At 38.7% G+C, this 14,754-nt stretch carries 12 protein-coding genes; 4 read left to right on the forward strand and 8 right to left on the reverse strand.

Features of this window, described 5'->3' with window-relative positions:
• Window positions 1–184: 184 nt before the first annotated feature.
• The 5 genes from QQJ93_RS02355 to QQJ93_RS02375 all read right to left on the reverse strand — a co-directional run bounded on the left by QQJ93_RS02355 (window position 185) and on the right by QQJ93_RS02375 (window position 6,808).
• Entirely contained in the window at window positions 185–973 is a 789-nt protein-coding gene (locus tag QQJ93_RS02355) for a helix-turn-helix transcriptional regulator (RefSeq protein ID WP_089123903.1), read from the reverse strand.
• Window positions 974–1,094: 121 nt separating this feature from the next.
• Window positions 1,095–1,739, reverse strand: a complete 645-nt coding sequence (gene pdxH, locus QQJ93_RS02360) for a pyridoxamine 5'-phosphate oxidase (protein ID WP_089123904.1) — start codon at window positions 1,737–1,739, stop codon at window positions 1,095–1,097.
• 287 nt (window positions 1,740–2,026) lie between these two features.
• Window positions 2,027–4,201: a tRNA(Met) cytidine acetyltransferase TmcA domain-containing protein gene (locus QQJ93_RS02365; RefSeq protein WP_089123905.1), complete on the reverse strand. Its 2,175-nt coding sequence runs from the start codon at window positions 4,199–4,201 to the stop codon at window positions 2,027–2,029.
• A 409-nt stretch (window positions 4,202–4,610) separates the two neighbouring features.
• Window positions 4,611–5,585: a ParB/RepB/Spo0J family partition protein gene (locus QQJ93_RS02370; protein WP_089123906.1), complete on the reverse strand. Its 975-nt coding sequence runs from the start codon at window positions 5,583–5,585 to the stop codon at window positions 4,611–4,613.
• The gene (locus QQJ93_RS02375; RefSeq protein WP_089123907.1) at window positions 5,585–6,808 is read right to left on the reverse strand and encodes an AAA family ATPase; all 1,224 of its coding nucleotides are present in this window, start codon (window positions 6,806–6,808) and stop codon (window positions 5,585–5,587) included. The genes QQJ93_RS02370 and QQJ93_RS02375 overlap by 1 nt, the downstream gene beginning before the upstream one ends.
• Before the next feature lie 1,435 nt (window positions 6,809–8,243).
• Here QQJ93_RS02375 and QQJ93_RS02380 point away from each other — a divergent pair.
• Window positions 8,244–10,220, forward strand: coding sequence for a replication initiator protein RctB domain-containing protein (locus QQJ93_RS02380; RefSeq protein ID WP_089123908.1), 1,977 nt, complete (start codon window positions 8,244–8,246; stop codon window positions 10,218–10,220).
• A gap of 184 nt (window positions 10,221–10,404) precedes the next feature.
• Here QQJ93_RS02380 and QQJ93_RS02385 read toward each other — a convergent pair whose 3' ends face one another.
• A complete protein-coding gene (locus QQJ93_RS02385) occupies window positions 10,405–10,869 on the reverse strand; it encodes a hypothetical protein (protein ID WP_089123909.1) in 465 nt (154 codons plus the stop codon).
• 431 nt (window positions 10,870–11,300) lie between these two features.
• Between QQJ93_RS02385 and QQJ93_RS02390 the strand changes: the two genes are divergently transcribed.
• The 3 genes from QQJ93_RS02390 to QQJ93_RS02400 all read left to right on the forward strand — a co-directional run bounded on the left by QQJ93_RS02390 (window position 11,301) and on the right by QQJ93_RS02400 (window position 12,807).
• Window positions 11,301–11,498 (forward strand): hypothetical protein, encoded by a 198-nt coding sequence (locus QQJ93_RS02390; protein ID WP_089123910.1) that lies wholly within the window; start codon window positions 11,301–11,303, stop codon window positions 11,496–11,498.
• A gap of 254 nt (window positions 11,499–11,752) precedes the next feature.
• Window positions 11,753–11,962: a DUF3283 family protein gene (locus QQJ93_RS02395; protein ID WP_089123911.1), complete on the forward strand. Its 210-nt coding sequence runs from the start codon at window positions 11,753–11,755 to the stop codon at window positions 11,960–11,962.
• Window positions 11,963–12,084: 122 nt separating this feature from the next.
• Window positions 12,085–12,807, forward strand: coding sequence for a YebC/PmpR family DNA-binding transcriptional regulator (locus tag QQJ93_RS02400; RefSeq protein ID WP_089123912.1), 723 nt, complete (start codon window positions 12,085–12,087; stop codon window positions 12,805–12,807).
• Window positions 12,808–12,868: 61 nt separating this feature from the next.
• Here the strand turns inward: QQJ93_RS02400 and QQJ93_RS02405 are convergent, their stop codons facing one another.
• Both QQJ93_RS02405 and QQJ93_RS02410 read right to left on the reverse strand, forming a co-directional pair.
• Entirely contained in the window at window positions 12,869–13,165 is a 297-nt protein-coding gene (locus QQJ93_RS02405; RefSeq protein ID WP_089123913.1) for a hypothetical protein, read from the reverse strand.
• 177 nt (window positions 13,166–13,342) lie between these two features.
• Window positions 13,343–14,737: an MATE family efflux transporter gene (locus QQJ93_RS02410; RefSeq protein ID WP_089123914.1), complete on the reverse strand. Its 1,395-nt coding sequence runs from the start codon at window positions 14,735–14,737 to the stop codon at window positions 13,343–13,345.
• Between the last annotated feature and the right edge of the window lie 17 nt (window positions 14,738–14,754).

Consider the following 14,754-nt stretch of genomic DNA (forward strand, 5'->3'; position numbering starts at 1 on the left):
TACAAATTCGGAACTATACCCAAGTAGATCTGAAGTGTAAGAGGAAAAATCCGTTTGTGATTGCTTTAAACTCCGTTTTATTTTACAAAAAGTATTTTATGAAACAAAAAACCAACATGATCACAAAAATTCAATAAATTCATTGGTGAAGGGAAATCCATACGATTTTTTATCAAGGAGAGGTTTAATAATCTTGTCGATACTGAGAAGGTGACATACCAACCATTCGTGTAAAGCTATGGGTGAAAACACTTTGAGCAGAAAAGCCAACCACTTCAGCAATATGACCAAAGCTATACTGACCTTCTTTAATTAAACGCTTAGATTCTTCAATTCGTTTGGTGAGGACATATTGATGTGGTGTCATTCCGACTTGAGCTTTGAATAATAAATGAAACTGACTTTCTCCAAGAAATGCACATGCTGACAAATCGGCTACCGTTATTTTGCTCGATAGGTGTTGCAATATATACCTATCAAGCAAGTCCATATTTAGCCTATGACCTTTTTTATACATTTCAAATTTCTTAATGTGGCGGTGCAATAAAGCAATGATGGTATCTTGGCAGGCTCGGCACAGTAACATATCTTCAGGGCTAGCCTTAATTTCTCGAACCAACATTTGAATCAACTGCTGAATTTCAAAATCCAGTTGAAAGTATACTTCTTCAGATAATAAGTCTTCTAATAAGTGGGCAACTTGAGAATCAATATTCAAGGTATCTAAAAAATTGAGTACTAAGATATCAGAAGAGCCAATTCCGCCAAAACGATGCTCCGAAGACGCTCGTACAATACAACCTTGCCCAGGGCCAATTAAATTAACTTCACCTTCAACATCAAATTCAGCTCTACCTGAAAGCCCAATCACTATCTGCGTATAGTCATGATGATGGTGTGCCATGTGGCTTGGCAAGGTGATAACTTGTGCAGGTCTCGGTGGCGCTTGGTAAAATTCATCATAAGTAGGCATAACAAACCTTCATCCTTGAATCATACTCATTGAGTAGAAAAGCTTCTTGATCATTGTTCCGAAACGATGATCAAGAACGTCTATTTTACGGTCAAATGTCATTCAATATAGGACTAAATAATTAAGGCGCTAAACGAGAAATATCCCAATCAGTAGTAGAGGTATCTTGCTTGCTATACACAAAACGGTCATGTAACCGATGCTCACCGCCTTGCCAAAACTCAATAGTATCCACTTTTACTCGGTAGCCTCCCCAAAAAGTCGGAACCGGAATTTTCCCTTCCGCAAATTTGGCTTTCAATTCCATGTATTTGCCCTCTAAAACGCTACGGGCAGAAATACGACTACTTTGCTTACTCGCCCAAGCCGCTAGCTGGCTTTCTTTTGGCCGTGAAGTGAAGTACTTCATATTTTCCACTGCGGTGAGCTTTTCCACGTGTCCGGTAATGTGGACTTGCCTTTCCATAGGATGCCAAGGAAAGTGTAAACTGATTTTTTGGTTGCACTCTAAGTGTTGAGCTTTACGACTACCTAAGTTGGTATAAAAAACAAAACCATCATCATCGACATTTTTTAATAATACGATTCGCTGAAAAGGCTGACCATGCTCATCAACCGTTGCAACTGTCATTGCAGTAGGATCAGTCAATTCTGCTTTTATTGCTTGTTCTAACCATAAGTTAAATTGGTCAACAGGATTGTCAGCCAAGTCAGAACGCTTTAAAGCATCCATCGCATACTCACGACGCATATCAGAAAGTTTCATGTATTTTCCCTAATTCTATTTTTTATTATTTTGCGCTTAACATCAGGTGAATTCAAGGCTCGTGATTGATAACGAATAACCCTGTTAGAGAGAGTTTGTATCCAAGTGACTTCAAGATGCAGAATTCAGAGCTATCATCCAAGTCTTTAGACAAGGAAGATTTATGCGGAATGTAAACACCTTTTAAGTAAATCTAACGCAGGCTAAGGACTTGGATGAAGCTCCCGAAGGGCAAGTTAAAACAAGCCAGTTTACAGTGTAAATCGAGTTCATGAGTGATAACAGATTTACACTGTAAATTGCAGCAACCAACGCCGTAATTGTTGTTCAACTTGTTTTCGACCCGCCAGGTTATGCTTTGCCGCTACCGCTTGCCAAGAATGAAAAAGCAGCACCTTATCAATCACAACCGATATGCCATCGTCCCCTATTTTATTTTGTTGTAGAGTAACTTCAGAAAATGGATTCACTTGTGATAAATATTCGATGACAAACTGACAATACCAAGGAACAACCGATTCAAAGCTATTCCCCCCTAAAGCAAAATTAGACAGCATAGGTGAAAGCGAAAATTGCGCAAAAACCTCTTTCGGCTGAAACAATAAGCTTGCTAATGTCTCGTGCTCAATATCTTGATATTGCAGAGGGAGGACACGTTGAATGTTATCGAGACAACTTAAAGTGGCTGGCTCAACCCAATGCTTAGCTCGCTCAGATAATGCTTGTACCATAAAAACAGAATAACAGCCGCTAGCGTGATCTCGACGTGTACCGATTGAAACTAGCTGAAAAGACTTTTTCCAGAAATTTATCAGTTCAGCCGTTGCGCCAAAACTCACTGAGATAAAATCAACGGAACTTGCGACATCAACTAATGTTAACTGTTGCTGTAATTTCTGTAGAGCAAAACTCCCTACCCCATATCCTTGCCAAATTGGATCTACTGCAATACGCATAATCCGAGCTGATATTTGTTCTGCTGGTTGATCGATCGCTAGATGATTAGTCAGATACGCTGCAGCTAGGTGACCTTTTGGTCGACGTACTCCTAGCTGAATATCCTTAATCAATTGGGAATCTAATCCACCTTCTATGTTTACCAACAAACAACCTATCACTTTAGGTTTGTCTAAAGCATCCTCAGATTTAGAGACAATGGGTTGATAAGTAATCTGATAAACCTGAATCTCGTCAGACGCTAAAACTTGCATCACATCATTGGGCGTCGTTTGATAGTGTGCCGTCACTAGTAAACCAAAAATAGAACGAAATAGTTCAGCATTCTTGATCAGCTGTTGTTTAGATACCAAGTTGAGCTCTATTTGAGAAAGCTCTAATGACTCGGCATTAATATCGTTGATATTAAGATTAAAGTCAGAAACACCATCATCAGCATTAAGTAAAAATGTCTCAAATGACCAACTTTCTAATGGATCATTCTCAGACCAACGAATAGGTTGAGTTAACTCTATATGTTTCCAACCAGGACGATGTCGATTCAGCCATTGCATGAACTTAATCGAAAATCCTCGCCCACAGCCTTCGTAACCGTGAATAGTGGAACTAAAAACTAAACGATGAAAACGCTTCACGAAATTTTTTAGCATAGGTAAAGGCAAGGCTGCCGCTTCATCAACTAAAACTAGATCCGCATCTACTTCTGAAATATTCAATTCATCAGGTGCTATAAAGTGTAACTGAGAACCATTAGAAAGGTGCCATTCGGTACGTGTTTGAGATAACCAAGTGAATTGACCAATCGTTTTATCAGCAAATTCAAACAAAGGATTTAGCGCATTTATAGACGGTGCAGTAATGACTATTTTCATCACTTGTTGCGACATTAAATTTGCCGCAGCCATGCCTAGACTGGCAGTTTTTCCTCGGCCACGATTGGCATTTAAAACCAATGGTCGGCGACGATGGCCTGTCACGACTTTTTCAATTGCGGCCACAGCCTCTACCTGCTGATCATATTGATTAACATTTGCGGAGGATAAATTTAACTCTACATAATCAAGCGATAAATCATTAGTCGAAAGATTCTCAATACACGGCCAACGATTAAAATGTTGTTTAAGCCACTGAGTTTGATATGAATCCGTTAACGATTGGAAATTCACTATAAAAAGAATGCCACCACCGACCAACGCCCCCAGTGCTGCATTAAAGCTGTTGGCATCAAAGCTATTACCACCAACTGGGCTAAAATCCACAACCAGCAACTCTACCTCTTGTCCAAGTAAACGTTGACCTTGTTTAAACGTATAGTGTGGACAGCCTAGCAAAGATTGATTTCCACCAAGCCAAGCGGTTCTGGTGATATCAATCTTCTGATGCTCGATAAACCGCATTAGCAATTGATGCACATCGGCATCATTTAACTGTAGTTGCACCGCAACGCGCTGATTAACTAGACGCAGCTTAGAAGACAAGGTAGTAAGGTAGTTAAGTGCTGACATACTTATTTCTAAATTTAAAATTAATAGTGTAATTGGTATATACCCAAGTGACTTCAAAGTGCAGAATTCAGAGCTATCATCCAAACCTTTAGGCAAAAAAGATTGGCGAAGGAAAAGCACCTTTCAAACCAATCTGACTCGGCCTTGCTCTTATAAAAAAGAAGAGGTTTTAATGGAGCTCCCGAAGGGCAAGTTAAAACAAGCTTTATGCTGCGTTAAATTGACCTGAGATAGAATAACTATGATCATATTCAATTTGCCTTGCCTAAAGCTTGTTTTATTCTTGTTGAAATTCGCATTTTGAAGTTACTTGGGTATAAGCATATCACAGAGACAAAAAAAGCCGCACAAATGGCGGCTTAATTAAGGAGACCAGTGATACACCCAGGGTTACTTGGATGAAAGCTTACTAGGCTAATTTACCTTGCACATAGGCTAAGATATCTTGCATCACTTCATCATCCACTTTTTTCAGAGAAAGCGATAAGTTAGCGCCTTTGCGAGTATAACTAACACGCCCTTTCACTAACTCAACTTTATCAGAAGCAGGCTCTTTTTTACTAGGTAGTAATTCTTCAATCCACGCTTCCAGCTGGCTTGATACTTCTTTAGTTAAGCGTGCAACACCTTGAGATTGTGACTGTTGCCAAATAGCTCCGTGCTCTTTTCGACACTTCTCAAGTAACATTTCTTGTGACTTTTGAGGTAATGAAAAGTATTGTTTATGCAGTTTTACGATAGTCGGACGACCTACATCACTCACATTAGGATACGCTTGTAGTAACTCTAATGGTAATGCGGCGGCTTTAAGCGCCCCACTCACTAAGGCTTCACTGCATTGAAACATTTGAGCTAATGCTTTTTGATCTTCAGCAGTACCTGAGTCGAGTTTCGCTTGCATCTCACGGCCACGTTCATATAACGACAACGGCTTATGCGCATTTGCTACATCAGATAAAAACTTAGCGTGGTCAGATTGAATATCGTCGGCAACATAGATCAGAAAATCTTTCTGCGCCAAAATACACGACATACGACGGCGGCTACCATCTAAGACTTCAATTTTACCTTCAGCATTACGTCGACCAACGGCAGGATATTGCTGTCCACGTTCTTTTAAAGTAACTAAAATATCAGATAAAGCATGCTCATTTAAAAATGATTGTTCACGTGAATTCTCAGCAAACACTACCGTTTGGCTCTCGATTTCAGAGGCAGGCACAGACATCAACTCAAAAGCGACTAAATCTTGGCCAGCAATCGCCAATTCAATCACTTGTGCTTTTTCTTTTACAGCGGCTTGAGCTTCCACAGGAGAAGTCGCACGGCGCTTATTTGCCTTACCAAATAATTTAGCATTCAATTCAGAAGTTTTAATCGCCATTATTTATCCCCCTGGTTTAATGACGCCCAATGGCTATGCATTACACGCTCTAATTCTAGTGCGCTTTTTTGAATAGCATCTTGTGCTGTAGCTAAGGTTTTCTTACCACCTTCAAAATCACCGGCAGTTAAATCAAAGACCGTGCTGTAAGTATCGGCACAAGTTTCAAATGCACGACTACGTGGAATGGTTGCCATCATCACTTGTTCAGCAAGGAGGTAATTCATTTCCGTTAATACCGAAACTTGTTTTTTATTATCATCTTCAAACATGGTAGGCATTAGACGGACAAACTCTAAGCCTTGCCAATCTTCAGGAAACATTTCATACACTGTCGGCAAATGCTGGAAAAAGTTGACCGTTGATGCCCAATCTAAGCGTTTAGCAGCACAAGGAATTAATAAAGCATTAGATGCATACATTGCATTCCAAACTAATGGATCAACGTGCGGGCCGGTATCCATCATGATAATATCGAAATCATCAGCAATCTTATCAATCAATTTTTCTTTTAATAACTTTACAATATCTAATGATTGATTTTGTGATAAATGCTGCCAAGCTTCTGCGTTAAACATTGCATCTTCTGGAAACGCTGAAATAGTTTTTAAGTTCGGATATTGGGTCGGTAATAATACATTTTTGCGTAAAAACTCTGTATCGACCTCTACCCCTTCCGGAACGTTATCTAGCATAACATCGACTGCAGAATAGATTTCTTCGTGGTCATCAACGCTAATTTGTGGGTTAAGGAACAAACGTAATGAACCTTGCGGATCTAAATCAATTAAACAAATTCGATAACGCTTATCCAAGTTCAATGCTAAACACGCCGCAAGATGTACTGCAGACATTGATTTACCTGTGCCACCTTTTTGGTTCTGCACATTGACGATCCAAGGCTTATTACCTGCGTTTTTCTTACGCTGATAGAACATATCAACGCCAGCAGCATCCATTAACTGGTGTGCTTCACTCAGTGTAATTGAATAATGGTTAGCATTATTTTTAGTAAATTGATGACCTTCCGCTTCCATTTTCGCAATCGCTTCGTCTAACTTACGACGGGTCAACCCAGAACGAGTTTCCATTAAAGCTTTAGACATAGCAGGGAAATGCTCATCTTTACGTTCTTCTAAAACAATCTCGATACGATCTGCTTGCACTTGTTTTGTTTGTTCAGCAAGTCGTTCCAGATTTTGAATCGTCTGTTCTCTTTTCATAAGTTTGCCCAATTAACTTGATCTAAAAATCATTGTACAACAAAAAACAACAAAAACAATGATTAGCTGCACATTTAGTGTAATGATAAATTCAATGCAAAATTGTCATTTATTTGCAATAACAAACAAAAACGTGCATTTTCTCACATATTTTTCTCCATACTTTACCCTAAAATTTAAAAACTTTTTAACTGTTACAATGTCACCTATTTACAATGTAAATACTATTTCCCTCGGAACGATTAATTAAATCGATAAAATTACGGTCAATGTCAAATCAAAATAATAATAAATCAATATTATAAAAAATAGTTTGAAAATAAGAGGGTAGGGCAAGATAAAAATAAACGAAGAATCTAAAACAAGAATCAACATAATTTTACGATACAAAAATGAATAAATTGCTTTGTTATAGCCATATATATACAGAAAATACACCAATTTCAGCTTGTAAGCATTCTTGAAACGGAGTATTAAACTTGGATTGGCCTCTATATAGGTAAAAAATTTGCAACAAAACCGTCCAAATTAAAGTTTTCAAAGCGATAAACTTTTCATTAATCGTTAGAAAAATGAATGAAGAATGAGCTTAAATTCAAGTCAAATTAATAGAATATCCTTGATCATCGTTCCATAACCGATACAGAAATAACTTCAAATACCCATTCAAAATCTTAGATATTGAAAAACAGCGATAATTCCAACTTTAATCGGCCAATGATGTAAGGAAAATGAGTCTTATGGAAACATGATCAAGGAATAGAGTGTCAATTCAATTTGATTCATACAAAGATCACTTTCGGATCAATGATCAAGTACAATTAAGCCTCGGAAGCATGAAAAGCCTTGTATAGATTACATTGAATGTAAATTGAAGTGACATTTTTTATCGAAAAACACGCTTTATTACCATCAATCAACAACTAATAGCCTTGATCATTCTTTCTAGTGGTAAAGAAAAGCAATAATAATAAAGGAACGATGACCCCTAGAGCTTCCTTCTTGATCATCGTTCCATATGCAATAAAAAGTGAAAAAGAGACTATTTTCCCATTTTTAAATAAATCAGCAGTTATGATCTGTGGATAACATGTCTATGACCGATGATCATCGTTTCACTATTTATTTGATCATGCTTCATTAAATTAATGATCATGCTTCTGTATAAAATTGATCATGCTTTCAATTGAGTAATGATCATCGTTCTGAATCTTCTATGATCATGCTTTCAAACAAGAAAAAAATAAGTTTCTTATATTCAGTAACTTAAAAGGAAAACTTCAGCCAGATCATAAGATCATATAACCATTTAAGATCAAATAAACATAAAGATCAGTTATTTAAAGAAAAGCATTTTTTTCTTTCTTTTTTGATCTTTTTTATTTATTCTTTTGGAACTATATGAGATTTACATCCAATGACAAATGGAATTGATATGCCAACCCAAGAAAAGATCTTGATCAAACTACCTCGAAATCACAAAGATGGTCACTTATTTCAAATCTCAGAACACACTATCGACTGGATTGAGCAATATCAACATTTCAAAGGTGTCACCAAAAGCATTGTCGAGCTACTAAATTTAATTTCTCTTAAAGGTTTATCGAGCAAAGATGGTTTAGTTTCTACAACTGAACTAATTGAAGCCACTGATGGACAGTTAACTCGCGCTGCAATTCAACAACGATTAAGAGCTGCCGTATCTATCGGTTTATTTGGTCAAACTCCAGTTCGATTTGAAGAAGGTCTTGCTGGTAAAACAATGCTCCATACCTTCGTAAATCCAAATCAATTAATTTCTGTACTTGGTTCTACTAGCTTAAAAACAGATTCCACTCGCCAAACGGAAAAACAAAAACGTTCTAAAGCACTGGCACAAACTCAAGTAAACCGCCAGTTACTCAATGAACATGGTTTATATATGCCACCAACAATGCGTGATGAAGCGGATCAATTCGTGGTTTCACCGACCAATTGGGCTGGTATTATTGATCAAGCTTTAGCACCACCGAGAACAAGAAAAAATTATCAAAAATCAATGGTTTCTATTTCTGGGACACGTGCAATCATTGAAACTCGATCATCAAAAAATATTATGACAGTTGATGATCTCATGACCTTGTTTGCTCTGTTTACACTGACCGTTCAATATCATGATCATCACCAAGATGATTACCATATGAATGCCAAACAGATGCCAAATAAAACCCCTTTGTATATCACTGATATTTTGTCTTTACGTGGTAAAAAAGACAGTGGCCCTGCGCGGGATTCAATCCGAGACAGTATTGACCGTATTGAATTTACTGATTTTCAATTGCATGAATTAACTGGACGTTGGCTCAGTGAAAATATGCCGGAAGGATTTAAGAGTGATCGCTTTCGCTTTATTGCTCGTACAATTACGGCTTCAGATGAAGCTCCGACAGAAAATGCCTCTGGTGAAATTCGTATCAAACCCAATTTATATATTTTAGTTTGGGAACCTTCATTTTTTGAAGAATTGCTGACGAAAGACTACTTTTTCTTATTCCCACCAGAAATTCTGAAGCAACATACGCTTGTTTTCCAACTGTATACCTTCTTTAGAAGCCGTCTAGTACGTCGTTTAACTGAATCTATGCTGCTCAGCGAGATTAATCAGAAACTCGCTCGTAACATTGAATGGCGTCGTTTTTCGATGGATCTTATTCGTGAATTAAGAAAATTGTCGGAAGGCAAAACGACAGAAGATCTTTTTGTGGTCAATTTATGGGGCTATCACCTAACGATCACCACCATCATGGACAAAGGAAAAGTTCAAGATTATCAGATTAATATCCGTTGTGACGCTGAAGAAGTGTTGAGATTTTCTCGTGCCCGCACCACCAATGCGGGTAAACGAAATATGGCCCCAACGCTGCCAAATCCACTACGCCACGAATTAGTGTCTAAGCAAAAGCTGCAAGAATTAGCGGAAATTATTGATGGTGAATTTGAACCGATCCAACGTAAAGATCCTTCGCCAAAAGGCCGCCTAGGTCGTAGAGTGAAGCTTAAAAAGCATCTTGTAGAGATCAATGCGGATGAATTAACGATCACTCTATCTAAATATACCTCTCCACAAGCCTTAGAACGCAGTATAACGGCTTTATCAGCAATGACTGGTCATCCATTCGCTTCTATCAAAGAAGAGTGTGACGAGCTTATGAGTAAGCTCGATTGGCTTCGAGTTGGTGAAGAGGTATTGCCTTATGAGACTTTAAGCAAAACCATTGAGTTATTTAATCAGGAAACCAAGTCGAAGCATCTTTCAATTGAAAGGTTAATTGCTGGGCTTGCTGTTCGACGTAAAGTTTGCAAGCAAGTGTTTGATGGTCATCTGGATGAAACAGTGATGCGTGCATTAGATGAAATGGCAAACGTTTCTTAATCTATTTAATTCAAAAACTTAGGTATAAATGCGAAAGCATGATCAAGGTGCGTACTTATTCATGCTTTCGGAACTATGATCAAGTGCTATGGACCAGCTAATACCAATTCCAGTAAATAAATGGTCTAAATTAGCGTAGAGAAAAGCTTGATAACAAGGCATAAAATTTCTGTTAGTAGTGGTTCTACAGACAACGTTGATCCCTATTTTTCATATTTAACTCACCTAATGGTGTCATAAAAGCAATATGCAGCTCTATGAGTTGATAACTTTCTTGTTGCCACTCTGGCTGTCCTTGGCAAAACTCCAACATCATTACCGTCAATTGATCGAGATAAGCCGCTCCCCAATACCTTAGTTCGACTTGTGTATGTGGATTGGCGGTTATGCTTTGTAAGCGTGCATAAGCTAATTGAATGTACTGGTAAGCTAACTGGTGATGTTCAAGCCCAGCAAAATAACGAAATAACTTTAAACAACCATCAAGCCAAAACGTGATCGCTTTAATATGCGTCTCTGATAATAGATCCGATTCCGACCAAAGTTGTGGAGGAGGGGAGTGGATAAGAGAAACTAACTCTGAAATATTATGACTGCCCGTATCTTGTTGGTGACATTGAAGGCGAAATAACCAAGTGCTGATTTCCATTACTAGCCTCTTTCTTCAGTCTTAAAGCTATAGATTTGATTGTAGTTGCTTTACTTTGAGGGTGCTTGCTTTGGAGGGAAAAAATTTTGAATTTTGAGCTTGCCAGTAAAAAAAAATCACCTAAAATGCGCCAATCTGCTATTTATTATTATATCCAAGTAACTTCTAGACGTGAATTTCACCTTAAAGTTACTTGGATATAAGTGAAGGTTTTATTCCTAAATGTGACTGGTGAAACAGTCGTTTTTAGAGTGGTGAGATCTCTGACGTTACACCCAGTTCAATAGAAACAAAAGCGGCAAATGGAATAGAAAACGCAACTTGTTTCTGAACTCTGAGTTTAGTCACACTCTGTATTTTATTTACTTAACAAGTGGACATTAGTTTGCTTAATATCCACTTTGTTTCCGCATGGTTTTCTGGAGGTATTTATGTCGATTAATTCAATTGATCATGATGACATGACTGGAATTGCAACAAGTTGGGATAATAATGAGAATTCGAATTCTCAAGCGACGCCGAAGCAAATGAAAAGTGCAGAAGCGAGACGTCGAATTGAAATGTTAAAAGAGATACGCGAAAGTGGTCTAACGCTAGAAGAAGCGCGAGAGCTTGGCTTACTTCATTAACACGATTAGTTAAACTCTGCTGGGGTTAACGACAAAGATTAGTTTATAAAGACAGGGTGTTTATTCATTCTGTCTTTTTATTTTCTGTTTTTGACGTATGGGTATAGCAATATGGTTTGCTTAGTTAGCTATTTGAATTGCTTGCCGCTAAATATCTCAAATTTACACTGTAAACCGATGAATATCTTTTTATCATTTGCTCCCTGCTATGGTATATTCCTGTGACTAACGACTCTTGAGCATAGGCCATTTTAATGTCTATAAATTTATCTTTGTTGCCACCAACTGAGAAAAATAAAATCGAATTGGATAAGCAAGCTTCGTATGCGGTTTGGCAGTTAAAGCAAGCGAAAGCAGGGCCTGAATTATTGCTAACCGAAGCTGAAAAAATTCGTAATGAAGATGAACGTAGATTCTTCGAACAAGCAGTCCAAAAATACAAACGGATAATGAGTGTCGCTTAAATCGCGAATTCGTTGTCGGTATTCATAAGAGATATATTGCCAGTTTGCTTGAATGGTAATAGTGATACGCAAACTCTTATGATGAATATAACGCGTTAAATTGAATCAGAGAGAACATTCCCATGGGAAGAAGTTTTGAAGTGCGCAAGGCCTCAATGGCAAAAACAGCTGGCGCAAAAATTAAAGTTTATTCTAAATACGGTAAAGAAATTTACGTTGCCGCTAAAAATGGTGGTTCAGACCCTGATATGAACCTTTCGCTAAAGCACCTTATTGCTAAAGCGAAAAAAGACAACGTACCTGCTCACGTTATCGAAAAAGCATTAGATAAAGCAAATGGCGGTGGCGGTGAAGATTTCCAACCAGCACGCTATGAAGGTTTTGCTCCTGGTGGTGCAAGTGTCATCGTTGACTGTTTAACGGATAACGGTAACCGTACCTTCCAAGATGTTCGCCAATGTTTTGTGAAAACTGGCGCTAAAATTGGTAGTCCTGGTACGGTTGCTCACATGTTTGATCACCAAGCGGTATTCCAGTTTAAAGGTGAAGACGAAGAAGCCGTATTAGAAGCATTAATGATGCAAGACGTCGATGTAACAGACATTGAGCTAGAAGATGGCGTTATTACTGTTTTCGCTCCTCATACTGAATTCTTCAAAGCGAAAACTGCATTAAACGAAGAATACCCAGACCTTGTTGTTGATGTTGAAGAAATTACGTTTGTTCCGCAAAACCATACGCCAGTAACGGGTGATGATGCGGTTAAATTCCAGAAGTTTTTAGACATGCTAGACGATTGTGATGACGTTCAACAGGTCTACCACAACGCTGAATTAGAAGCTTAAGACATCAGCATTTTATAATTAAACACCGAGCCTTAATTGCTCGGTGTTTTTGTAGTTATGATTAAAATTGGTCGAAGAACTTACCGCAAGGGGTACCATCGTTATCCAGTTGTAGTTGTTGATTCGGGCAATGTTGATAGAAATAAGCGGCTTCTTCTTGGGTCGACATTTCATTACACATTTGTCGGCTATCACAAGCAAAGCCTTGTTGTGAGGAGCGGTTTTGTTTTGAAGTACTACCCATCTCGAAAAAATCCGCGATTTGAGGTTTGTAGTCGGCATTATTTTTCGGGGCGGATTGATAAAAAAACTGCCAAAGTGCTAATCCAAGTAAGATAATAAAGGCGATTTTTTTCATGAGAAGTTTATATTATGAAGTGTTTAATTAATGAGCACACCATGGCGCAGTTATTTGATAAAGCCAAGGCGTAATAGAGTACACCTTGGCTTTTTGCGATTTGATTATCAGTTATGTTTACTTTTTTCACACTATACAAAGAGCGGTGTTGAGTGACTCTAGTTATCTGAGTTTCTACTAGACGGTTTGAATGGTTAGGTTATTTAGCCATTTACGTTTTAGATAACGAGTAAAGCAAAGGCTCAGTTTGACAATCTCTTCAGAAATCATTAACAAATATACCCAAGCAAAACTCAATTCAGCTATAAAAGCCCCATAAGCAGTAAGCGGAATACCGACCATCCACATCGCGATGAAATCCATACGTAAACAGAAATGGTTTTCGCCACCAGCGCGTAATATGCCGTTGATGATCAACATGTTGAGCATACGGATAATAATAGCAAAGCTCATCACGACAAAAGCTGGATCGGCGATACCGCTAAAATTGGGGCTATCGAGATCTAAAAAGGCAATCACATTATTTCGTTGCAATAACATAATGCCGCAAGCCACGACCCCCATTGCTAGAATACATTTTATAAAAAACTTTGACATGGCTTGTGCTTGTAAATACTCATCACGCCCTAATGATTGACCTAGTAGTACCGAGCAGGCGACCGAAATTCCCATAAAAATGGCATAACATAAGCCTTCAAATGGACCAATCATACTGTAAACCGCCAGTTCAGTTGTTCCCATATGGCCATAGATCATTTGGTAAGTTAAGGTGCCAAATGCCCACAAAACCGCATTACAAGCGTTTGGAATTGCTAAGCGTTTATAAGACTGCCACAAGCGCGCATTCTTCTTTTGATAGTCGCTGATGATTAACCAATGTTGTTGGAACGTTAATACTCCATAAATAAGTAATACCTGAACCACACGAGCAATGGTGGTTGACAGCGCAGCGCCTGCTACGCCCATTGCCGGAACCCCGAAGCCTCCGTGAATTAACCACAAGTTAAGAGCAATGTTAATCGCAATAGTGATTGCCGCTAAAATCAGTGGCAAGACTGCATTACCACTAGATCGTAAACTGGCTTCTGCTGTGATCACCCAATGAGTCAGCATTAACAAGGGTAAGCTATACAATAAGTAATCAGCGCCTTGTTGGATCACTTGAATATCGTCGGTTTGCAATCGCATGATCTGCGATCCGAAACCCACCATCAAGATCGTGACTGGAATCATAATGATGGAGCCGAACTTGAGCGATTGCATCGTGACGGTTTTGGCTGTTTCTTTATCATCACGTCCCCAGTATTGAGACACGAGAGTACCGGTTGCGGTCGCTAGTGCCGCCATGATCATAATCGCTACAAAATGCCAACGCGAAGCGATGCCTACCGCGGCGGTTGCGCTTTGTCCAAAATCACTCACCATCAAGACATCCGCGAGTGCTAAAATAGCCACCAAAGCACTTTGTAGCGCAACAGGAAAAGCCAACTTTAACGCACGAGAAAACAACTTCGGCGGCAAGTATGACGTCGGTGGATTGGTTTGAGTGCAAGAGTGTGGTTGAATGGGCATAAGGCGATCCTCAAAGT

The sequence above is a fragment of the Vibrio algivorus genome (assembly GCF_030161215.1).
Classification (GTDB): domain Bacteria; phylum Pseudomonadota; class Gammaproteobacteria; order Enterobacterales; family Vibrionaceae; genus Vibrio; species Vibrio algivorus.